Source organism: Arcanobacterium phocisimile, from assembly GCF_016904675.1.
In the GTDB taxonomy this organism is placed as follows: domain Bacteria; phylum Actinomycetota; class Actinomycetes; order Actinomycetales; family Actinomycetaceae; genus Arcanobacterium; species Arcanobacterium phocisimile.
The window spans coordinates 596932-618143 of record NZ_CP070228.1 but is presented as its reverse complement, the minus strand read 5'-3'; the positions used below and the strand labels follow the sequence as shown (position 1 = coordinate 618143).

22 protein-coding genes, 3 tRNA genes and 1 pseudogene are annotated in these 21212 nt (G+C 51.9%); 11 read left to right on the top strand and 15 right to left on the bottom strand.

The genetic code is table 11. The features are described 5' to 3' along the window. Positions 1-41 precede the first annotated feature (41 nt). Positions 42-1868, top strand: coding sequence for an AMP-dependent synthetase/ligase (locus JTE88_RS02715; RefSeq protein ID WP_204425217.1), 1827 nt, complete (start codon positions 42-44; stop codon positions 1866-1868). A gap of 123 nt (positions 1869-1991) precedes the next feature. Here the strand turns inward: JTE88_RS02715 and clpX are convergent, their stop codons facing one another. The 6 genes from clpX to JTE88_RS02685 all read right to left on the bottom strand — a co-directional run bounded on the left by clpX (position 1992) and on the right by JTE88_RS02685 (position 8604). Next, positions 1992-3266, bottom strand: coding sequence for an ATP-dependent Clp protease ATP-binding subunit ClpX (gene clpX / locus JTE88_RS02710; protein WP_275586620.1), 1275 nt, complete (start codon positions 3264-3266; stop codon positions 1992-1994). A 234-nt stretch (positions 3267-3500) separates the two neighbouring features. Beyond that, positions 3501-4181 (bottom strand): ATP-dependent Clp protease proteolytic subunit, encoded by a 681-nt coding sequence (locus JTE88_RS02705; protein WP_420826937.1) that lies wholly within the window; start codon positions 4179-4181, stop codon positions 3501-3503. 41 nt (positions 4182-4222) lie between these two features. Then, positions 4223-4864: an ATP-dependent Clp protease proteolytic subunit gene (locus tag JTE88_RS02700; protein WP_204425215.1), complete on the bottom strand. Its 642-nt coding sequence runs from the start codon at positions 4862-4864 to the stop codon at positions 4223-4225. A 434-nt stretch (positions 4865-5298) separates the two neighbouring features. Further along, on the bottom strand, positions 5299-6393 hold the full coding sequence (locus tag JTE88_RS02695) for an IS1249 family transposase (protein WP_204425214.1): 1095 nt from the start codon (positions 6391-6393) through the stop codon (positions 5299-5301). Between the two features lie 300 nt (positions 6394-6693). Further along, positions 6694-8244 (bottom strand): trigger factor, encoded by a 1551-nt coding sequence (gene tig / locus JTE88_RS02690; RefSeq protein ID WP_204425213.1) that lies wholly within the window; start codon positions 8242-8244, stop codon positions 6694-6696. Between the two features lie 283 nt (positions 8245-8527). Next, a tRNA-Pro gene (locus tag JTE88_RS02685) sits at positions 8528-8604 on the bottom strand. Positions 8605-8743: 139 nt separating this feature from the next. On the opposite strand from JTE88_RS02685, the gene JTE88_RS02680 reads away from it, so the two are divergent. Next, positions 8744-8814 (top strand) — tRNA-Gly (locus tag JTE88_RS02680). Positions 8815-9096: 282 nt separating this feature from the next. Further along, positions 9097-9963, top strand: coding sequence for a hypothetical protein (locus JTE88_RS02675; RefSeq protein ID WP_204425212.1), 867 nt, complete (start codon positions 9097-9099; stop codon positions 9961-9963). A 113-nt stretch (positions 9964-10076) separates the two neighbouring features. Here JTE88_RS02675 and rpmG read toward each other — a convergent pair whose 3' ends face one another. The 4 genes from rpmG to rpsN all read right to left on the bottom strand — a co-directional run bounded on the left by rpmG (position 10077) and on the right by rpsN (position 11057). Next, positions 10077-10244: a 50S ribosomal protein L33 gene (gene rpmG / locus JTE88_RS02670; protein ID WP_204425211.1), complete on the bottom strand. Its 168-nt coding sequence runs from the start codon at positions 10242-10244 to the stop codon at positions 10077-10079. Between the two features lie 8 nt (positions 10245-10252). Then, positions 10253-10486, bottom strand: a complete 234-nt coding sequence (gene rpmB, locus JTE88_RS02665; RefSeq protein ID WP_204425209.1) for a 50S ribosomal protein L28 — start codon at positions 10484-10486, stop codon at positions 10253-10255. Beyond that, a complete protein-coding gene (gene ykgO / locus JTE88_RS02660; RefSeq protein WP_091282213.1) occupies positions 10486-10608 on the bottom strand; it encodes a type B 50S ribosomal protein L36 in 123 nt (40 codons plus the stop codon). Before ykgO ends, rpmB begins: the two co-directional genes overlap by 1 nt. Before the next feature lie 143 nt (positions 10609-10751). After that, positions 10752-11057, bottom strand: coding sequence for a 30S ribosomal protein S14 (gene rpsN / locus JTE88_RS02655; RefSeq protein ID WP_204425207.1), 306 nt, complete (start codon positions 11055-11057; stop codon positions 10752-10754). Positions 11058-11155: 98 nt separating this feature from the next. Here rpsN and JTE88_RS02650 point away from each other — a divergent pair, with 98 nt between their 5' ends. Beyond that, entirely contained in the window at positions 11156-12214 is a 1059-nt protein-coding gene (locus tag JTE88_RS02650; RefSeq protein WP_204425205.1) for a CobW C-terminal domain-containing protein, read from the top strand. Here the strand turns inward: JTE88_RS02650 and JTE88_RS02645 are convergent. Next, on the bottom strand, positions 12201-13022 hold the full coding sequence (locus JTE88_RS02645) for a YdcF family protein (RefSeq protein ID WP_204425203.1): 822 nt from the start codon (positions 13020-13022) through the stop codon (positions 12201-12203). The two genes, JTE88_RS02650 and JTE88_RS02645, sit on opposite strands and share 14 nt — an antisense overlap. A gap of 391 nt (positions 13023-13413) precedes the next feature. Next, positions 13414-13626, bottom strand: a complete 213-nt coding sequence (locus tag JTE88_RS02640) for a hypothetical protein (RefSeq protein WP_204425202.1) — start codon at positions 13624-13626, stop codon at positions 13414-13416. Positions 13627-13673: 47 nt separating this feature from the next. Here JTE88_RS02640 and JTE88_RS02635 point away from each other — a divergent pair, with 47 nt between their 5' ends. Beyond that, the gene (locus JTE88_RS02635) at positions 13674-14051 is read left to right on the top strand and encodes a hypothetical protein (RefSeq protein WP_204425201.1); all 378 of its coding nucleotides are present in this window, start codon (positions 13674-13676) and stop codon (positions 14049-14051) included. Positions 14052-14057: 6 nt separating this feature from the next. On the opposite strand, the gene JTE88_RS02630 is transcribed toward JTE88_RS02635, so the two are convergent. Together JTE88_RS02630 and JTE88_RS02625 are read right to left on the bottom strand one after the other, a co-directional pair. After that, positions 14058-15452, bottom strand: a complete 1395-nt coding sequence (locus JTE88_RS02630) for an FtsX-like permease family protein (RefSeq protein ID WP_204425200.1) — start codon at positions 15450-15452, stop codon at positions 14058-14060. Further along, the gene (locus tag JTE88_RS02625) at positions 15449-16132 is read right to left on the bottom strand and encodes an ABC transporter ATP-binding protein (protein WP_204425199.1); all 684 of its coding nucleotides are present in this window, start codon (positions 16130-16132) and stop codon (positions 15449-15451) included. The genes JTE88_RS02630 and JTE88_RS02625 overlap by 4 nt, the downstream gene beginning before the upstream one ends. A 126-nt stretch (positions 16133-16258) precedes the next feature. On the opposite strand from JTE88_RS02625, the gene JTE88_RS02620 reads away from it, so the two are divergent. The 6 genes and pseudogenes from JTE88_RS02620 to JTE88_RS02595 all read left to right on the top strand — a co-directional run bounded on the left by JTE88_RS02620 (position 16259) and on the right by JTE88_RS02595 (position 20385). Beyond that, complete coding sequence (locus JTE88_RS02620) at positions 16259-17002, top strand: sensor histidine kinase (RefSeq protein WP_204425198.1); 744 nt, start codon at positions 16259-16261, stop codon at positions 17000-17002. A 35-nt stretch (positions 17003-17037) separates the two neighbouring features. Continuing rightward, entirely contained in the window at positions 17038-17694 is a 657-nt protein-coding gene (locus tag JTE88_RS02615; RefSeq protein ID WP_204425714.1) for a response regulator transcription factor, read from the top strand. A gap of 100 nt (positions 17695-17794) precedes the next feature. After that, a tRNA-Gly gene (locus tag JTE88_RS02610) sits at positions 17795-17868 on the top strand. Positions 17869-18660: 792 nt separating this feature from the next. Then, positions 18661-19020, top strand: a pseudogene (locus JTE88_RS02605) (terminase TerL endonuclease subunit); the annotation flags it as partial. A gap of 4 nt (positions 19021-19024) precedes the next feature. Further along, positions 19025-19522 (top strand): DUF4258 domain-containing protein, encoded by a 498-nt coding sequence (locus JTE88_RS02600; RefSeq protein ID WP_204425196.1) that lies wholly within the window; start codon positions 19025-19027, stop codon positions 19520-19522. Between the two features lie 164 nt (positions 19523-19686). Continuing rightward, on the top strand, positions 19687-20385 hold the full coding sequence (locus tag JTE88_RS02595; protein WP_204425194.1) for a hypothetical protein: 699 nt from the start codon (positions 19687-19689) through the stop codon (positions 20383-20385). A 299-nt stretch (positions 20386-20684) separates the two neighbouring features. On the opposite strand, the gene JTE88_RS02590 is transcribed toward JTE88_RS02595, so the two are convergent. Further along, a complete protein-coding gene (locus JTE88_RS02590) occupies positions 20685-21032 on the bottom strand; it encodes a hypothetical protein (protein WP_204425192.1) in 348 nt (115 codons plus the stop codon). Between the last annotated feature and the right edge of the window lie 180 nt (positions 21033-21212).

Sequence of the window (21212 nt, the reverse complement as noted above, 5' to 3'; positions counted from 1 at the left end):
GGTATCGTAGGGAGCGGTAAACTTTCCTAGGAGGACCTTCCGTGAGTAAATATATTGAAGACGAAGGCGTGGCATTCATTCCTGGCCTAGTCAAAATCGAAGATACGATGACTGTACCGGCAACGATTCGCCGCTATGGCGAAGAGCGTTCCAAGCACGTCGTCATCGAACGCAAGTCGAATCTTGGAAACACGTGGGTTCCTGTCACTTGGCGCCAATTGATCGACGAGGTTCGCGAACTTGCTCGCGGTTTCATTGGCATGGGCGTTCAGCCTGGTGACCATATCGCTATTATGGCTCACACATCATACGAATGGACACTCTTCGACTTTGCCATTCAGTTCGCCGGCGCACATGCGATTCCGATCTATGAAACATCGTCCACGGCCCAGGCCGAATGGATTATCAACGACGCCAACATCAAATTTGCCATTGTTGAAAATCAAGGAATGTACAACGTTGTTGCTCCGATCCTCAAAAAATACGAGCACTTCGAAAATATTTTTGTCATCAGCGACAATGCGCAAAGCAAAATCGCTGCAAACGGCACAATGGAAGACGACCACATCATCGACGAGCGTATCGATGCGTTGCGTGCTGACGATTTGTGGACCATCATTTACACTTCGGGAACCACTGGCCGCCCGAAGGGTGCAGAACTCACCCACCGCAATATTTTGCATGTAGCGCTCAACGGCCCAGCTGATGAAGGCCTCATCAACGTTATCTCGTATAAAGGCTCACGCACTCTTCTTTTCTTGCCACAAGCCCACGTTTTCGCTCGATTCATTAACCTTGTTGCCATGATCGGTAACGCTACGGTCGGCTACTGCGACACCAAAAACTTGGTAGCTGACATGCAGTCGTTCAAGCCTACTTTTATTTTGGCTGTGCCACGTATTTTCGAAAAGATTTACAATTCGGCAGATGCTAAAGCTGGCAAGGGCGTCAAGCTCCGCATGTTCCGCACGTTCGCTAAAGTAGCTATCAATTATTCGCGTGCTTTGGCCACCGAGGAAGGTCTGTCGGCTAAGCTTACTGCGCAACATCGTTTAGGTGACAAGCTTGTCTATTCGAAACTGCGGGAGATCACTGGTGGCAAACTGCGCTTTGCTATTTCTGGTGGCGCGCCGCTGGGTGAACGCCTGGGTTCTTTCTTCCGCGGCATTGGCTTAACTGTTCTTGAAGGTTACGGTTTAACTGAAACCTCTGCCCCAACTACCGTGAATCGGTCCAATAATATCCATGTGGGATCAGTTGGTCCTACCTATCCGGGTTGTTATGTCAAGCTTGACGAAGACGGCGAAATCCTTGTCAAGGGTGATCATGTTTTCCGCGGCTACCATAATAATCCGGAGGCGACGAAGGCTGCGTTTACCGACGATGGCTGGTTCCGCACGGGCGATATTGGCAAGCTTGACGACGACGATTTCTTGTGGATCACTGGGCGCAAGAAGGAACTAATTGTCACTGCTGGCGGTAAGAATGTTGCCCCAGCTTCTCTCGAGGATCGATTGCGTTCTCATCCGATTATTTCTCAGGTTGTTGTGGTTGGCGACCAAAAACCGTTCGTTGGCGCATTGGTGACTCTTGATGCTGAAGCTCTTCCCCAGTGGTTAATTAACCATGGCTTCCCGCCTATGACAGTTGCTGAGGCGATTAAGGATCCGCAAGTTCTTGCGGCTATCGATCGTGCAGTCAAGCGCGTAAATGAGCGAGTTTCGCGGGCTGAGTCAATCCGAAAGTTTGCGGTTCTGCCAACTGATTTCACCGTCGAGAACGGTTATTTGACACCCTCATTGAAGGTTCGCCGCAATGTCGTGCTCGAAGGTTTTGCGGATAAGGTTCGCGAAATTTACGGCGAGTAAGCGATACGTGATGCAGGTGGGGCACGTCAGGTTGACGTGCCCCACCTGCATTGAAGGTTTATTTGGCTGGGCTTATTGTCAATGATCGCTACCCGCTATCGGCCGCGCCCACAGTCTTGTGCACTATGCAGTCTGGTTTTCTGCTCCGCGTAACATCAGTCGCGGCTCGGCTTTTCCTTTGACAACATCAGCGTCGATAATGGCCCGTTCGACGTCGTCTCGTGATGGAATCTCAAACATCAGTTCGCGAAGCAGGTTCTCCATAATGGAACGCAAACCACGAGCACCGGTTCCGCGTTCGATGGCTTCGTCTGCGATTGCGCGAAGTGCGTCGTCGGTAAGATCGAGTGTTACGCCATCGATGGCGAACATCTTCTGATATTGCTTGACTAGCGCGTTCTTCGGCGTGGTCAAAATTTCTACGAGGTCGTCAACCTTGAGTTCTTCGACGTTTGTGATAATCGGCAGTCGACCGATGAGTTCTGGGATGATCCCAAACTTATGCAGATCTTCTGGGGTTACTTCGCTAAAGACTTCGGCCCCGCGGTCGCCTTGGTGTAGCTGTGCTCCGAAGCCGATTCCGCGCCGGCCGGTACGGGAGGTGACGATGTCTTCCATCCCGGCGAATGCGCCAGCAAGAATGAACAGCACGTTCGACGTGTCGATTTCAAGGAATTCTTGTTGTGGATGCTTTCGTCCGCCTTGAGGTGGGACTGAAGCGACTGTGCCTTCAATAATCTTCAGCAGTGCTTGCTGTACGCCTTCGCCTGATACGTCACGGGTAATCGATGGATTTTCTGATTTGCGGGAAATCTTGTCGATTTCGTCGATATAGATGATTCCACGCTGGGCGCGCTCAATATCGTCACCGGCTGCTTGGATGAGTTTAAGCAAAATATTTTCAACGTCTTCACCGACGTAACCAGCTTCTGTTAACGCGGTGGCGTCGGCGATAGCGAATGGAACATCGAGCATTTTGGCAAGCGATTGGGCTAAATATGTTTTACCGGTTCCGGTTGGTCCCATCAGCAAAATATTGGACTTGCCGATTTCGACTTCGTCGGCTTCCTGCTTGCTTTTGAGCGTTGATCCGCCGTGTTGGGAGCGGATTCGCTTGTAATGGTTATAGACAGCTACTGCAAGCGTGCGTTTTGCTCGCTCTTGGCCGACGACGTACTGGTTGAGGAACTCAAAGATTTCAGTGGGCTTTGGTAGCTCTTTTTCTTCGTGATTCTGGGCGTCGTTGCCGAATTCCTCTGCGATGATCTCGTTACATAAATCGATACATTCGTTACAAATGTAGACACCTGACCCGGTGATGAGTTTGCGTACCTGACGCTGGCTCTTCTGGCAGAAAGAACATTTGAGGGCGTCTGCCGCATCGGCGGTCCGTGTCACGAACTTCTCCATTCATTGAGATTTTTCTTCAGTCTCTATTCCACACTATATTTACGCTCGTGTGAAGCTCTTCCTGCCCTGGCGTGTATAGTTCGAAATTTGACGGCTCGACGGCCCGGTGACGTTCGGGACGAGCATGATATCGGCGGGGGAAATACTGGTGTTGACTGTCAAGACAGCGGTGAAGCCACTGTGTGGCCTCACCGCTGTCTAGTAAGGTACTTGGCTATGCCATTATCGTCCAACTTGTGGATTGACGTTTTTCCGGGATGCTAGAACTTGATCAACAAGGCCATATTCCTTAGCCTGCTGAGCGGTGAGGATCTTGTCGCGTGCGATATCGTTCTTGATAATCTCACGATCCTTACCCGTGTGGGAAGCTAAAGTATCAATGAGCCAGTCGTTCATGCGATCAATTTCGTCAGCGACGATAGCGATGTCGGAGGCTTGCCCTTGGACACCTTCCATAGCTGGCTGGTGGATCAGGACACGCGCGTTTGGCAATGCGAGTCGACGTCCCGGTGAACCGGCAGCCAAGAGAACAGCTGCTGCAGAGGCGGCTTGGCCCAAGCAGACGGTCTGGATTTGCGGCTTAATGTACTGCATGGTGTCATAAATTGCTGTTAAAGCAGTAAATGAGCCACCTGGCGAGTTGATGTACATCGTAATTGGCGATTCTGGATCAATCGACTCAAGAACGAGCAACTGAGCCATGACATCGTCTGCTGATGCGTCATCAACTTGTACACCGAGGAAGACGATACGGTCTTCAAACAGCTTGGCATATGGATCCTGACGCTTGTAGCCGTATGGAGTACGCTCTTCAAAGTTTGGGAGAATGTAGCGGTTCGACGGCATTTGTGATGCTGAGCCACCTGGCATTATTCCAGGCATTCCTGCTCCCATCATTGGCATCTGATTCGGGTTCGTTGCGTTCATCATATGCGTCTCCTTCCTCAGTTTTCGCCTAGTTCTGCAGAGCCGCGATCGACTCCGCCACCACCTACAACAGATGATGAGTCTTCAATGATGTGATCTACGAATCCGTATTCGAGTGCTTCACGGGCAGTAAACCAATGATCACGATCGGAATCAACGAGGATCTGTTCTACACTCTTGCCAGTGTGCTTTGCGTTGAGTTCAGAAAGTTCTTGCTTCATCTGCAAAATGAGATCAGCGTTGATACGAATTTCGGTTGCGGTACCGCCAGCACCACCCAATGGCTGATGCATAAGAACGCGGGTGTGTGGGGTGATGTAACGCTTACCTTTTGCGCCCGCGGTGAGGAGGAACTGCCCCATCGATGCGGCCAAGCCCATGCCTACGGTCGCCACATCAGGCTTAATGTATTGCATGGTGTCAAAGATTGCCATACCTGCAGTGACCGATCCACCCGGGGAATTGATGTAGAGGTAAATATCCTTTTCTGGATCTTCAGCAGCAAGGAGAAGGAGTTGCGCACAGATCATGTTTGCGTTTTCATCCTTGACCTGGTCTCCGAGCCAAATGATGCGCTCTTTGAGAAGACGATTGTAAATTGAATCGCCGAGTCCGAGGCCGTTTGAGTGGCCTCCGGCGAGCTGTGGCGTGGTAGTCACATATTCTCCTTCGTTGTGGCGGGGTGCCATAAGTTTTGTTTATGTAGCGGATTTGGGGTTCCTGCTAGATTTCCTGCACTCTGACAGAAAATGATAGAGCTCTGGATAATCCATTTCGCCACTACACGTTCCATATACGAGAGTACCTTGTTTGGCGTCTTCTACACAGGTTCGTTCGCTAGTGGCGTGGACGAATCAGCGACTGCACTGCCCGAGGCCGTCCATACATCGGTGGAACCATCCCTTCTCCTTTTCTCCACTCTCCCCTCTCTATAACAGCACTGAATAGGGTTATAGCGCAAACCTCGTCCAAATACGCCGAGGCTTGCGCTATAACCCCATTTACTGCATGAGCCCCTGCTCCCTGCTGATTAGCTCCAAAATCGGACATCAGCACATATCGGGGTTATAGGACAAAAGTTATTGATTTTGGGTTAGTAGTCGTTGCGGTAGGGTGTGTGGGTGTGGAGTTCGTTCCAGTCAAGGCCGTTGCCCCAGCGATGGTTGTTGTGGTCGGCTCGGTGTCGGGCTGCGGCTTGCTGGTAAGCGCGCATGATGTCCGTGTTGGTGGGCATGATACGCAGGATTTCGGCTGGGTTGGCAGGGTTCTCGGTGTGTAGGTAGCACCACCATGACACTGCACGGATCCGCTGATCGATACTCATACCCCGATGACGGCGCAGCAGTTCACGTAAAGGCGAGTTGATACCTCCCTCGATCTGGTTATTCATCGCTGGTAGAGAACCGATTATTTCTCCGTCATCGTAAAGATCGGGATTGAGAAACGTGAACAAATGGCCACTATCGACCAGCCTAGACAGACTATTGCCAGCCTTGACGAGCCGCTCGTGTTTATCGACTAGTTTTCCTTTCTCGTTACGGGTTTTCTCGGCCAGGAACCCAGCCCAACGGTGACGCCAAGCATAGAAGCTATCGATCCATACGTGCGCGTGTGCGGGAGTTTTCACATGCAATAGATCAACACCGATCCGGTAGAGCTGTCTGCCACATTCAGTTCGTGAGCGTGTGGTCGTGTAGCGTTTGACCTGTTGATAGGCGTGGAACGTGCAGCGTTGGACACGCGTGGAGGGCCACAATTGTGCCCGAGCTGTTGTGAAACCTGTGCCCCCGTCAGCCACGACCATACCGGGTGGTGGGATTTTCGCGAGCAGGTCCAGCCAGGCTTGGGTCGATTCACGTCTGGCCACATGCCAGGCAATCACATATTCGGGGCTGCAGGCGATCAGAATGACAGCATCGCGGCCTAAATGGATACCATCAACATGAATCACGCGGTGGGCTTGCCCATCGGGTTCGCATATCGGCCAGATCTCCCACAACACAGCGCTCTTGCGTCGGAAGGTCCGGCCCTGTCCAGGAAGTTCTCGCTGCGTGGTTTTCCCAGTCAGAACGTCTAAGAACGCACGCAAATCCCGCGAAGTGACGTCGTTATGCCAACGCGAGGTTACCTTGCATGAGCGGCAGATCCAGCGTTGGTGGCCGCATTTGTCTTTACCGTTTTTGACCATGCCTTCACCACAAGTAGGGCAGTGTTTCTTGTTCGATCTCATACCCACTAGTATGCAACCGACTTTCACCACAATTTTTCCCTGCTATCACGCGGATAACTGGCAACAAAATCAATAACTATTGTCCAACCAAAAACTCGAGTCGAAACGAGTTTCTTTCCAGAAAACCCCACCCTAGCAACGAAAAACAGCAAAACCATCAATAACAATTGTCCGCTAGCCCACATATCGGCTAATACCAGCACACAAATGAGGAGGGACTCACACCAAACGGCGTGAGTCCCTCCTTGATAGTTTCTATCAGGCCAGAGCCATGATGGTCTTGCGTGCCTTGCCAGCCTTCTCAGCTTCAAGAACGCGTGCCTTCTCAGCATCATTAGCAGCCTCGAGGTAAGCAACAACTTCATCGACCTTGTGAGCTGATGGATCGAAGTCACCAGCTAGATCCTCAGCCTTCTCTACCTTCTCAGCAGGCTTCTTCTCAGCCTTTTCGGCCTTCTTCTCGGCCTTTGCGGAAACCTTTACCTTCTTTTCCTGGGCGGAAAAGTCTGGAACGGTTTCGCCTTCTGGCGCATCGCCAAGGATGGTGGTGACATCAACAGTGTTACCCTTTGAGTCTTCAACCTTGGCCAAACGCAATGCTGCAATGAGTGCCTTGTTGCGGGCAATTTCACCGGCAAATGCACCGATCTGGTTGGTCTGAGCTGCGGCCTGGATAAACTGGTTTGGATCCATACCGTACATCTGCGCCTGGGAGATGAGGAATTCAATAAGCTCGTCTTGTGCGACGTCAACGTTGAACGCCTTTGCGTAGGCGTCCAGGAGAAGCTGGGTGCGTAGACCTTCTTCGACTTCGACACGAATTTCTTCGCTGTGTGGGTCGTTCTCTTCTTTGCCCTCACGCTCGAGGTGGTTCTTGACTTCTTCGTCAACTACGGACTGTGGAAGTGGGAACTCAACTGCTGCAAGGAGGGCATCGGAAAGCTTTTGGGTACCTTCGGCAACTGCTTCGTCGCCCTTGTTCTTTACAGCCTTGGTGCGCAGATCTTCCTTGAGTTCGTCGATGGTGTCGAATTCGGAAGCTAGCTGTGCGAAGTCGTCGTCAGCTTCTGGAAGTTCTGCTTCTTTGACGGAGTTGACGGTGATCTTGACGTTAGCGTCTTCACCCTCGTGTGCACCGCCCATGAGCTCAGCAGTGAATTCAACTTCATCGCCTGCCTTTGCGCCGGTGAGGGCTTCATCCTGGCCTTGGAGCATGTTGCCATCGCCGATCTTGTAAGAAACACCGGAGACGTCGTCGATCTCTTGACCATCGATCGTTGCGACCATGTCGATGTTGACATGGTCGCCCTTCTTAGCTGCACGGTCAACGTTGGTGAGGGTTGCAAAACGCTCACGTAGTGCATCGAGTTCGGCGGTGACGTCCTCATCGGAGACTTCCATGCCGGAGACCTTAACGGTCATGGTTGCTGGGTCGGCAAGGATGATTTCTGGGCGAACATCTACTTCGACGGTGAACTTCAGGGCTGTTTTATCGCCCTTACCCTTCATTTCTGGCACTTCATCGATGGCGATTTCTGGGCGCGACATTGGGTAGAGGTCAGCTTCGGCTACTGCCTGCTGATAGTACTTATCCATGCTGTCGTTGATGGCTTGCTCGATGATGTAGCCCTTACCGATCTTAGCTTCGAGGATGCGGCGCGGGGCGTGACCTGGGCGGAAGCCTGGGATATTGACCTGCTTAGCGAGGGTCTTTGCAGCCTTGTCGTAGTCTGGGCCAAATTCTTCGGCTAGGATTTCGACGCTTAACTTGGCGCGGGTTTCGCTGAGGTACTCAACGGAATTCTTCACTGGGATTTCTCCACTCACGTATTCGGGGGCCGTAGCCCATTGGATTCACTGTTGGGTGAACATCTGTCAGAGGCGCAGAGCTTTCTAGCTATACATAACGACGCCGGTCTGGCACGTTGCGTTTGCGCATACCGTTACATTCTAAAACAAGTAGCGGGATAGATATGCATTAAGCGGGAATGAATGAAGACACAACTAGATCTGCCAGTTGTTTATTGCCCAAAATCAGCGACAGTGACATAACGAGAGAAGCCCGAGAGGAATTCTCTCGGGCTTCTCTTATTGGTCGGGATAGCGGGATTTGAACCCACGACCTTCCGCTCCCAAAGCGGACGCGCTACCAACCTGCGCTATATCCCGTTGCTCTAAAAACTTTAAAGGAGAATTTTAAAAATTCCTAATTGAATCGAAGCTTGAGTCCCAGATCACGTTCGCTGAATTAATTTTGCACTCAGAGGCATCTTCTTGCTATAGTCATTTAGTCAGTTTCGGCTGACAAGCGAGTGTAGCTTAATGGTAAAGCCTCTGCCTTCCAAGCAGATGACGCGAGTTCGATTCTCGTCACTCGCTCTTTTTATACCCGCTTCCAGCTCATGACCACAGTGTCGAGATTCTCCCACTTTCACCAATGTGATCCAAATAACCCAACCTTCGCGCTTCCTGAATGAAATCTGGGAAATTACTGAGAATCATTGCTTTCGTCGGCGTGTCGCACTTTACTTCAGAAGACAGAAAGGGGTATTTTGTGTCCCGCCTCCCATAGCATTTTCAATTTTCTGTAGCATGCCGGGAAAAACGAGACTAAAGTATTTACCGAAGCATTTAGAAGCTAGAACAATTAGGAGATCCTAAATGAAGAATTTTAAGAAGGGTGCGGCATTCGGCGTTGCATTCGCAGTAGCAGGTCTTGGTTTGGCCGCCCCAGCTTTCGCAGCTGAAGATACCACACCAACTAAGCCAACCTGTGACTCACTTCCAATCGCTGAGCGCATTCTCTGCCTCAAGGGTGATCCAAAAGTCCAAGGACTCATTGATCCATTCGAAACACAAAACAATTACATCGAAAAACAGACCAATGAAATGAACGCTTTGATTGAGGATTTAGCGAACGACGATATCCACAATAATCTTTCAACAGAAAAACGCAAACAACTAGAAGATACTATTCAAAATAAAAGCGATGCCATAGAAGAAGTTAAGAAAGCTGTTGCTGAGAACAAGGTGGCCATTAAAGAGGCTCGCCGCAAAGCAGAACGTAACGCTAAGTTTGAAGCTTACAAGAAGGATCCAAACGTCCTAGAGGCGACTGAGAATCTCAGCCTTGGCATCAAGGGCGAAGAGACCCTCAAGTCACGTCTCGACCGCTACAAGAAGGATCCCAACGTCCTTGACGCAACGGAGAATCTCAATCTCGGAATCAAGGGCAACGAGACCCTCAAGTCACGTCTCGACCGTTACAAGAAGGATCCAAACGTCCTCGAAGCGACCGACGGTCTAGCCAAGGCACTCCACGATGGTTTCCCTATCATCGAGAAGTCAATGGAAACTGTTCCAGCTATGGAGCTCACCCCAGCGAAGAAGGTTGCAGAGCCCAAGAAGGCTGAAGAGGCTAAGGCTGGCGAGCTCGCTAAGACCGGTGTTGGCGTTGGCGTTCTTGCCGGTATCGCAACCCTCTCCACCATCGGTGGTGCAGCAGCTCTTCGTCGCCGCAACCACTGATTCAGTTCCATGGGTAAAACTACAGTATTATAGCTGAACGAGGTTCAAGGTGTGGGCCGCAGGTTTTCCTGCGGCCCACACCTTTTGCTTCATATATGAATGCATTATGCGCCTTAGCGCGATTCCTTAAACTCGACATGCTTACGCACTACCGGATCATACTTCTTCAACACCATGCGTTCAGGATCATTACGTCGATTCTTCTTTGTAACATAGGTATAACCAGTACCTGCTGTTGACACGAGTTTAATAACTGGACGCACATCGGATGTTTTTGCCATCTGTTAATTCACAACTCCCCTCGCCGAATAAGTTCAGCTACCACCGAATCGATTCCTCGCGAATCGATAGTTTTTATCCCCTTGGCGCTCACAGTAAGCGTTACCGTTCGCTTCAAGGACGGCACATAATATCGCTTTGTTTGCAGGTTGGGGTTAAATCGCCGACTGGTACGCTTATGTGAGTGGGAAACAGATTTCCCGAACCTTGGGCGACGGCCGGTTACTTGGCAATAAGTCGTCACTATCCTTGCCTTCCTTTAAATTTTGGATTGAGCTTGTTAATTACGTAGACCCGCCCTCGACGGCGAACTACTTTCGATCCTGGTTGGTTCTTTAAGCTGTGTAACGATGCACGGACTTTCATTATTCCTTCTCCATTTAGCCGTAGTTACGCCGGCATGAAAGGGCTAGACGTAGGTACACCGGTATGCAAAAGCGTACTGTTCTCTCGAAGGCGTACACCTTTATAGAACACCTGCCCTCGCACCACCAGTTCCTATTTTGATTTCACCATGAAGATTTGGTTACCCCTGGCAGTTTTCCTTCTAACGCCATTTTGCGGAACCGCACTCGTGAAAGACCAAACATGCCAAGGTATCCACGCGGCCGCCCGTCAACAACGTCACGGTTACGCAACCGAGTCGGCGACGCGTCGCGTGGTAGCGCATGGAGTTTAGCCATCGCTTCTTCGCGTTCATCAGCCGACAAGTGCACGTTGACTGACGCCTTTTTCAATTCCGTGCGCAGCTGCGCATACCGTGCGACTTTTTCGCGACGACGGCGATCGGCAACAATTTTCGATTTCTTTGCCACAAACACTCCCTAGTGAGAATTGTTCTCAGTTGATTACTCATGTAATAATAGAGAACGATTCTCATTAACGCAATATTCTATCCAGCGAGGAGCTTATGATGCACCGCACAATACACTTGCTTTCAACCGCGAACCCGATCCTCTCCGACCTCCTCGCCCTGACCCTCATCCCCGATCCCACAGCAATCTGGCAAACCCGCCTTACACAAGACGTATCCGAATCCACCATCGGTACCCTAACGTTCTCCAATGCAGTAAACATCGAAATCACTGAAGAACTCACCGGAACCTGCGTGACCTGTGCAATCCGCACAGCTCTCATCTCCTTTCTCCACAACCCGTACACACGCAGCAACGAACTGTTCGTCATACTCCCTCCAGGTGTAGAACTCCCCCACCTATGCCCCACCTTTGCTGCAGACCTCAAGAGCATTGATGTCACCCTCGGAGCCGTGACCCACGCGCTCGACGCCACAAACGCAACCTCAGAGCTCCTCGCCCACATCCCGCTCGCCGAGCGCGGCGCTCAACTCATCGACGACGATGAACGTTGCCTAGCTGAAATCCATGCCATCAATATGGGATACGCCGACCTCATCTTGCTCTGCGGAGATCACAACAGCCCAGGCGGGGAACTCGTCGAACACCTTCGCCCCCATGACACTCTGCTCGCCCACCCATTCGAAGACAACATCGCCGAACTAGTTATCAGCATCGATCACGATCCACAACGCGCGCTCGCCCGCATCCACCCTTCTACCCTGCAAGCATGGGGTGGGCCGCAAACACACGGCACCTGGACACTCGACTTAACATCGTCAAAAGCACTACACCCCGAACGCCTCTTTGATTTCGCCCAAACACTATCCGATCTCGAAGTCTACGCACGCGGTTGCTTTTGGGTACCCGCCCGCCCCGACGTCGTCTGCGCTTGGGATGCGCTCGGCACACACGTTGCCATCTCCAACGCCGGAAACTGGGAAACCCCCAGTGAAGCAAGCACGCATATTGTCGTCGTCGGCCAAGGAGAAGAAACAATGGCACAGCACATCGAAGACGCATTTGCACACGCGCTCGCCACTGAAACCGATATGCTTTTCGCCGAACCAGACGACGGACTTGATCAATGGCTCGGTGAAAACGTCACTGAAGAATAAGCAACGCCCCAGTGAGAAAAACCAGTGGGCCACAAACATATGGCCACCACACCAGCGACAGAGCAACAAACTCGCGCAAGAAACTCACCGACGTCAGGAAAGTTGGCGCGTGCGCACCGAAAATCTGCCAGTTAAGGCCCAGCCGACGCGCCAGCACCTGGGTACGCAATACATGGTAATTACTTGTAGCTACAGCTACCGGAGCTCCGCTATCCAGATGTTCATCAAGCAACTCCTGGGAAAAGACGAGATTTTCCTGGGTCGACGTCGATCTCTCTTCTTTCAATATTGTTAACGGCTTCTTCACCATCGCGTTAGCATAATTTTCCATCGCCTGTGCTTCGGAAACTACCTCATCACTGCCTTGCCCTCCAGAACAGAGCAGAAGCGGACGTTTTGGAAGCTCTGCTGAAGCGCAGACCAGTTCTATACCGCGATCTATGCGGCGCGCTAGTAACGGACTCACCCGATCACCAATCAGCCCGGCACCTAAAATCACGACAGCGTCGAAACCCTCAGCGCTTCGCCGTCGTTGGGCACGCCACGTCAACCATGCAAACCCTGCCAAGAGAAAACCGAAATATCCGCCAACACATGCTATCCACAACACAACGGATTCCACATAGGACGGCAAACCGCCTCGTATCAGCAGCGCGCAACAGGCCAACCATTGCAAGGCCACACCACTTATAAAAAACGCGCCGGTATGCCGGCGTCGAGGATTACACATATAGCGATATATCCCCCAGAAGATAATTCCGATACCGGCGATCGCTAGGACAAGCGTGATTACGACGAAGAGGTTCATACTCCCATCGTACTCACATAACTTTGATATCCCGCTATTGCACGACATAACACAACTGCAGGAGCAGTCCGGGAAGACACTACTCCTGCAGTTGTGTTGTTTTGTGTGGCTAGAAGCTAGCTTTACTTCTCACGCGCTTCGTGCACAGCGCGGGCCACCATCCCATGAGCATCCCACTTCTCTTATGAGAGATAAGCGAATTGCTCAAGAAGTTCGTTGCGTGATGTGCTTTCCTGTTCCCGCAAGTCTGGGTCGATCTCGAGCAAGATTTATGGTTTTCATGCGAGCCAGTAAATCCATCGAGGTTGGGTTGATCTATCAGTAACAAAATACCGATTAGGGTTTCCGGACTAGTATGCCATGTCAATTCCAACTGCATGCTTGCATCAATTCATATCTTGGAGAATTTCAGGGAGATTCGTCCTTTCCTCTTTATCACGCGGCTTACCGCAGATTGTTTGACATAGCCAAACTTTTTTATTTCCTTTTTACAAACATCATAACTGCTATGAACATGATTAACTGGGACTAAAGGAATATAGTCAGCAACGGCGGCCTGGCTAGAAAGCGCAGACCGCCGTTGCTGATGAGAATTAATAATCATGCTCCTTATGGGTAGACTACCCATGTCCGAACTCTTGAAAGGCATCAATGAACTCTCGAAAAAGTCCCAAACCCTATTCCCCTGACTACGATTGGCTCTGGACCCAGCCCCCAAGCTATACGCGAACCCTTCGAGCCATCATCTCGCACTCTGATGCTGCCGTGCTGCGCACCGCATTCACATCTTTCATCCGCTCCCTACAGCATGATGAGAATGGCGTAGCCGGGCGTGGCGGATGGGCAATATACCCCAACGTCAGCGAATCTGAGCCACACGCCGTCGTCGCTGATATTGTTTCCGGTGGCGAAGACGTAGCCGACGCGATCTGCGACGGCGCGGACGAACTCTTCGAAAAACTCACTGCAACGCCGGGAATAAAAATTCAGTGGCGCCAGCTTGACACCGGCGCCACCAAATCTGACTAACGGAGACTAATCGTTGCGGCGCACCCGCGCCGATAAAATACGATGCTGAATCGGAACCGTGACGGCCACAGCAGCAAACGTCAAAGCGATACCCAAACCAATCATCGTCATCAGTGCGAGCATGTTCCCCCACTTCACCAATGCCGGATGTGTTAGCGAAGGCACAAATGACAGCCCCACCACGATCACCAACACTGCGAGCAACGGATACATCACCTGAATAAACCGGGCGCGAATGAGCGTCGAGACGGGCGTGCCAACATACACCAAGGCGCGGGTTTCATCACTGCGGTCAAAAACATCCGAGACTTGGTGAATCATCGTCGATACCGCACCGATAACCAAGGCAAAAGCAAACGCAATCAACACTCCTTGCGGAATATCGTGGGCCATCAATTCCGCATACGATTGTGCTTGATCGTCAACTGGCGTATCTAGCGAAACAATGGCCATTGTGGACACCAACGTTGCCACGGCACCCATGAGTGCCACCGCACTGACATTGCGCCACGCCGCCCGCGAATGCGAAACCACCCGGCGAATACCGATGAGCCGTGCTGGTGAGCCGGTAAAAACGAGCGGTCGCATCGTCAGCTGAATAAACAACGGCCCTGCCAAGGCCAAACCGCCAAAGAAGATCACCACGGCGAGACCGATAGAAAGAACTTGACCAACATCAACCGAGCTTGGCGAGAAGGTTGCCGTCATATACAACAGGAGAGCCAACGCTACGCCTAAAACAGCTAAACGCCACATTTTCACATTCGTTGGGATAACGCGATGCGCAACTCCCAGTGGCGAAATGGTTACCCGCTGCAGGCCAACAACCGTTGAAATACTAGCAATAACGAGCACCAGAACGTAGGCCGCTAACAGCATCCACCACGGGAGTAACATATGAGCCGTACTAATCGGCAACGTACCAAAGGTGAGCTGAGACCAAGCCGGCAAAGTTGCCAAGTAAACAGCCAAACCTAGCACATAGCCAATCGTCGCCTGCAAAACACTTTCCACAATCGACATCACCAAGACTTGACTGGCGCTCATACCCATCAGACGTAACGATGCTAGGCGGCGTTCCCGGCCACCAGCACCTAACCGAGCAGCACCTGAACCGAGCGACAACAACGGGATCGTCAGCAATGCCAACGCAATAACTGCGAACGCCGCATAGATTTCGCCAATCGATTCGGTGCGCACATCGCTATGGAACGCCGTCGCAACAGCCCTGTTGATCGCCCCAACACGCGTTTGGAACATGAAGACGCCACCCAACGTGGTTAATGTCAGCCATGACGAGACCGCAAACGCAAGAACCGCAAACACATCCAAAATACCGCTGCCAGTGCGTGCCCCTAATCGGGCACGTGTCAGCATCGCGGCCAAAGACAGCGACTTCATCGTGACACCGCCCCGTCATAGTGAATCAAACCGTCACGGATTTCCACCAAACGCTGGCACCACGAGGCCACCTGGGTATCGTGGGTGATAACCACCAAGGTCGTGCCGTTCATTTTTGCGGTAGCTGTCAACAACTGCATCACTTCATGGCCGGTTGCCTGATCGAGTGCGCCCGTTGGTTCGTCAGCAAATAAAATCGCCGGATCGTGAACGAGTGCGCGTGCAATAGCCACACGCTGTGCCTGGCCACCAGACATCTCCCCTGGACGCTTAGCAGCTTGCGAACGCACCCCGAGCCGTTCCAACCACGTTTCCGCGGTTTTTAACGCCTTGCGGCGCGAAACACCGTTAAGCAACAGCGGGAAAGCCACATTCTCGCGAGCCGTCAACTCCGGCACTAGCTGGCCGTCTTGGAACACGAAACCAAGCTTGGACCGGCGCAACTGAGAACGCTTAGCATCCGACATCGACGAGATCGACAGCTCCCCGAGTTCCACCTGGCCTTCATCTGGCTGCAAAATACCCGACAGCACGTGAAGCATGGTTGACTTACCCGAACCAGATGGCCCCATAATCGCCACCTGCTCGCCATGCTTGATATCAATATCGACGCCCGCCAACGCATGGACGTCACCGTATGTTTTCAGTAAACCGCGACCGCGGAGATTCATTTCGTTCATGGTTCCTATTTTCCCGGCTCACGGTAGCGAACACCATGGTGCTACCTCCCATTTTCAAGGTAGAGCCAGCCCTACCTTTCGCGTCTGTGGCGGTTGCGCCAGCTTCCACCCGCTAATATTACTAGTATGAGTTTTCTGCGCCGGCTATTTTCTTCGCGTTCGACGTCGTACGCCCAGAAAATCGCTCACCTGACCGAATCACGCCGTGAAATCGTGCAAGCGTTCGAAATCGAACGACGCCGGATCGAACGCGACCTTCACGACGGTGCCCAACAATACCTTGTTGCTACCGGAATGGCGCTCGGCGAACTCGAACTCATTGTCACACTGGCCGGCGAATTGCCTGCCGAACTGGCTGATCTGCCAGAGATAATAGCTCGCGCGAAAACCGCTAACCAGCAAGGGTTAGCAGCTTTGCGTGCAACGGTCAACAATGTTCACCCCAAACTATTATCTGACATGGGATTGGCAGCTGCCGTACGCGATATTGCTGAACGCAGTGAGCTGCCGGTGCGCGTCGTCGTCCCTCATCCGCTCCCTGATCTGCCCGAAGGCGTGGTTGCTACGGCTTACTTCCTGGTGGCTGAAGCGCTCACGAATACTGCGAAATATGCACCAAACGCTGAGGCTACGGTTATGCTTGCCGCCGACGAATACCTGCACGTATCGATCGTTGATACCGGGCCAGGCGGAGCACAACTAAGTAGCGGGCACGGGCTTGCCGGAATGCGCGAACGGCTCGCCACATTTGGCGGAACACTCGACGTCGTCTCCCCTACCGGTGGCCCCACGAAAATAACCGGGAGAATTCCGCTACTCTTACGCACCGGCGAATCAAGTATCGTTCTACACTCAGGAGAAAACCAGTGACTCGCACAATTTTTATTGCCGACGACGCCGCCCTGATGCGCGCCGGACTCTCCGGTATTTTGCAACGCGTGGGTTATGAGATTGTAGGCGAAGCCAGTTCTGCCCCCGAACTTGTGTCCGGGGTGCGCAAGATTATCGACGACGGCGGGCAGATCGACGTCGTTCTTACTGATGTCCGTATGCCGCCGACGATGACTGATGATGGCCTACGCGCTGCCGACGAATTGCGCTGTGCCTATCCCAACCTCGCGGTGATGGTGCTATCTCAATATGTTGCACCTGCCTATGCCCAATCACTGTTTGGCTCGGCGCACGGAATGGCCCGCGGCGGTATCGGATATTTACTCAAAGAGCGCGTCTCCCAGGTGGCCGACTTCGTCACCTCGCTGGATATGGTTGCTGGCGGAGGCGTCGTCGTCGATCCAGAAGTTGCTGCTGGGCTCATCCGTGGCCGGTCTACCGCGCTCGCGGCGCTCACGCCCCGCGAGCGCGAAGTCATTGAACTCATGGCGCGCGGGCTGTCCAATGCGCAAATCCAGGCAGACTTGTTTTTATCTGCGGCGGCTGTATCCAAACATGTGGCAAATATTTTCAGCAAACTCGGGCTGGCGCCGGGCGAAGAAAACCGCCGGGTGCGCGCCGTGCTGACGTATCTAACTGAAACAGGTGGAACGGGCGCCGCGTCACGGTGACTCTTGCAAGGTGACGTGACTGAGCGTGACTCGAGGTGTCTTCCTCAAGGTGACGAACGGGGCGCAAATGTGTATAGTTAAGTCGTTGGCTTTCGCCACTGCGGGCGTAGTTCATCGGTAGAATGGCAGCTTCCCAAGCTGCAGAGGCGGGTTCGATTCCCGTCGCCCGCTCCACTTAGACGCCCATTTGGATACAAATAGTCCAGATGGGCTTTTTGTTTGTCAGCGCTGGTTTTCGGGCTCTTCGGATTTTAGCGGGGTGTGCTGGAGGCGGTTCGCACTTAGAGTGTGATCAGCCTAAAATTTATCCTCGCTTGTGTTCCTATTGTTATGGCTTGTAGCTTTGTCTGTTTGCACGTGGTGTGCGGGCATAAAATCTCGCCCTAGGCGACAGCAGTGTCCTATAGGGCACTGCTGTTGGCTCTCGCGAGATTTTGTGCTGATCTGGCCTCATTCTTACCATCATCACCAACCGGTTACCAGACGTTTAGGGCTTAGTAGCCATCTAGAAGTAGAAACTGTGCAGGTGTGATGAGGTTAGCGCGTTTAAGAATACGGTATTGTGCGCATACTCATCTGGCGTGGTGAAATGTTGGGCTGCCTTGAGTGGTTGTCATTGCTTTTTGCTTACTGTGAGGGCAACTGTTTGGTGAGTAAGACATGATATGAGAGCTAGCGTTGCCTAATCTCGGCAATAGCGCAAACCGAGGCGATATACGCCTCAGTTTGCGCTATTGCCGGGTTTAGCTTACACCTACCTATTCACCCACCGACAAACCCAACGAGCACCCCTCAACAACGTCTACCCCAAACCCCGCTAAAATACGAAGATCCTCAAAAGGTGTAGCCTTCCGTCAAAAAGTATGGGTGTTTCCGTCAAGAGGTATGGCTTGAAAAAGCTCCCTAAAACGATTGTGCTACTCCTTATGTGCTCCACTAGGTCATGGGCGTGTAGATGAAACGAGAGCCAGCTTATCCGTTGTGCCCTTCGGGCAGGGTTTTCGTGACATGAGTCCACCATCAAAGGCACTCATGAAGCTAGCGTTAGAAGGACGCCTCGCTCACGGCGGCCACCCAGTCCTTTCCTGGATGGTGGATAACATTCACGTACGCACCGGCCCAACCGGAAACATCAAACCCGACAAACAAAAATCCACCGTGAAAATCGACGGCGTCGTCGCGACCATCATGGCCCTCGACAATGCGATTTACTTGCAGCAGTCTTTAAGTGTTACGTACGTAACACGTTTTACAATACGGATGCGAAGCCCCTATTTCCCTGCATCGCATCCCTCCACACTGAAGTGGTCAAACAGGAAGGGATAGACTGATGAAAAGTAGAGCATTGAAAGCTGTTGTGGCTTCCCTAGCCATGTTGATGGGCTCTGCATTAGGTACAGTACCTAGTTTCGCTGACTCGAATGTTGGCGGGGACCTAACGTATGTTGGTGAAAACACCTATGCTCATGCCTCTGCGTTGCCTGAGCGTTCAATTCCCTGCACTCTACTCGGGTTGCTAACCCCCATGAATGTGCAGGTAATTGATTTCACCGAGATTGTACCGATGTGTGGTGGAAGTAGAATTCCAGCTACCATCGCTGGTTTCCGGGTTTCAACTCATGCAGCAACACTCATGACCAAGAGGAATATCTCTACTTCTCAGGTTCACGCTACATTGACTAAAGGACGCAAATATTACGATCCGGAGTATAGGAACCATCCCTACTATCGCCGTAACGTAGTGGTTGCCACAAAAGGGAATGCTATTCTCACGGTTTATATCTCCCATAGTGGTCTGCCTAGCCGTTTAAAACTTATCATGCACTAGGAAATGAATTGGCTTCAGCAATCTTGATTAGTTTCGTAGTTGGTAAGCGACATAATGACGGCACTGGCGAGGCTTTGATTTCTATTCAGGCATCTGGACCATCCGGATATTGGCAGTTTTGCACAGTGACAGAATCGCGGAGTTTAGTTAGGCAAATCCGTGAAATGACTGTATGGAGCGACCTAGCGAACCAGGGTTCTGGTTTCAGTGATGAAGATATGGAGCTAGCGAGTTTCGTTCCTCTCGAGGGAGGTTTTGAGCTGGCTCTTATTTCGACACCCAAAGGATTCGTTATCGAGGCTCGTGAAGACGATCAAAAACTGGATCTTCGCAGACACACACGTATTCACGTTAGCCCGGAGGACATTACGGGATTCGTGGACGGAATGCTTGCATGTAGCTGTGGCGATCGCTTGGAGGTGACTATCGGCGAGATTGATTATTTCGCGGAAACGAACCCTGAATCAGTTCCGATGGTTCGGGTATTCCGAGATGGTTTGGTTGAACTACGTAATCAACCCGGACAATTTGTTGGCTTATCTATAAATCTCGATGATTTGAGCTTCGTGCGAGATATTCTACAGAGTACTTCTGCGAGATTGACTAATGCCGATGGATGGAGTGAACCAAGCAAGCAGACATATTGGTCTCCATCAGCGGCTTTGCGTCTAGAAACGAAGATTATTACCGACCCAGAATCCTTGCAACGATATCTTGATCTCACGGTTTGTACATCTGAACATGGCGCTTTATGGACCGTGCCTATGGCGCGTTCCGAGGCTATGGAGAGTATAGATAGCTTTAGTAAAGATTCAGAATCGGTGGTCCTTTACGGCCGGGTACTTCCGGCTCTGCCAGTTTAGTGACACTCATGGATATTGTCGGTCTGCTCAACTCAGACAAGTTGTCACACATGTAAGTTTGAGTCGATCAGATGCTTGGCTTGATTAGGGGTTACTTCCAATTTTGATTGGGAGTAACCCCTTTCGAGTTAATGCGCAATATCATGTGAGTCATAAGGCAAAGTCCTTTCTAGCCGTGCGCCTGTTGCATTGCTGCTAGCTCTCCAGCGGGCAAATCCGCCACGGTAACCACCCGGTGCTCTCGTGAATGGTCGACAACATTACGGGAGCGTGGACGACGGGCGCGGACTACTCGTGTTCTAGTGGCGCAGCTTGCGGATGGCTTCAACGCATGAGTTAGCGATGATCCACCGTGCGGCATCAGGATTGATACGCATGGCTATGTTTTCTAGTGCTGTAGCGTAGGCATCGAGCCGTTTGGTCTCAGCCGTTGTCGGTGCTGCCTCGAAGATCAACGGTTCTTGATGTGAAGCCCGATTACGTAGCTCGCGGATGAGCTCTACGTCGGATTCGAAGTCGGCTCGGTTGCGACTTCGGTAATGACGCATGCCTCCGTTGTTGAGATTGACGAGTGCTTTCCAGATGGTGACTTCATGGCGAGGAGTCAACAAGAAGCGCCAGTTATCGAATGAGAGTTCTGCGATCACTTGATCTGGGGTCGCTGCCCGTCCGCGTTTTTTGAGCCGGCGTTCGACTTTGGCTACGGAGTTCTGGAATTGAAGCGTACTGGGTTTTGTTCTGCTTCTTATACGGGGTCAGTTGGCTGACCTGGTGTTGATTGTAGCTGGTTATGGTTTCTTCTGGGATGGTCTAACCCAACGCCTGGT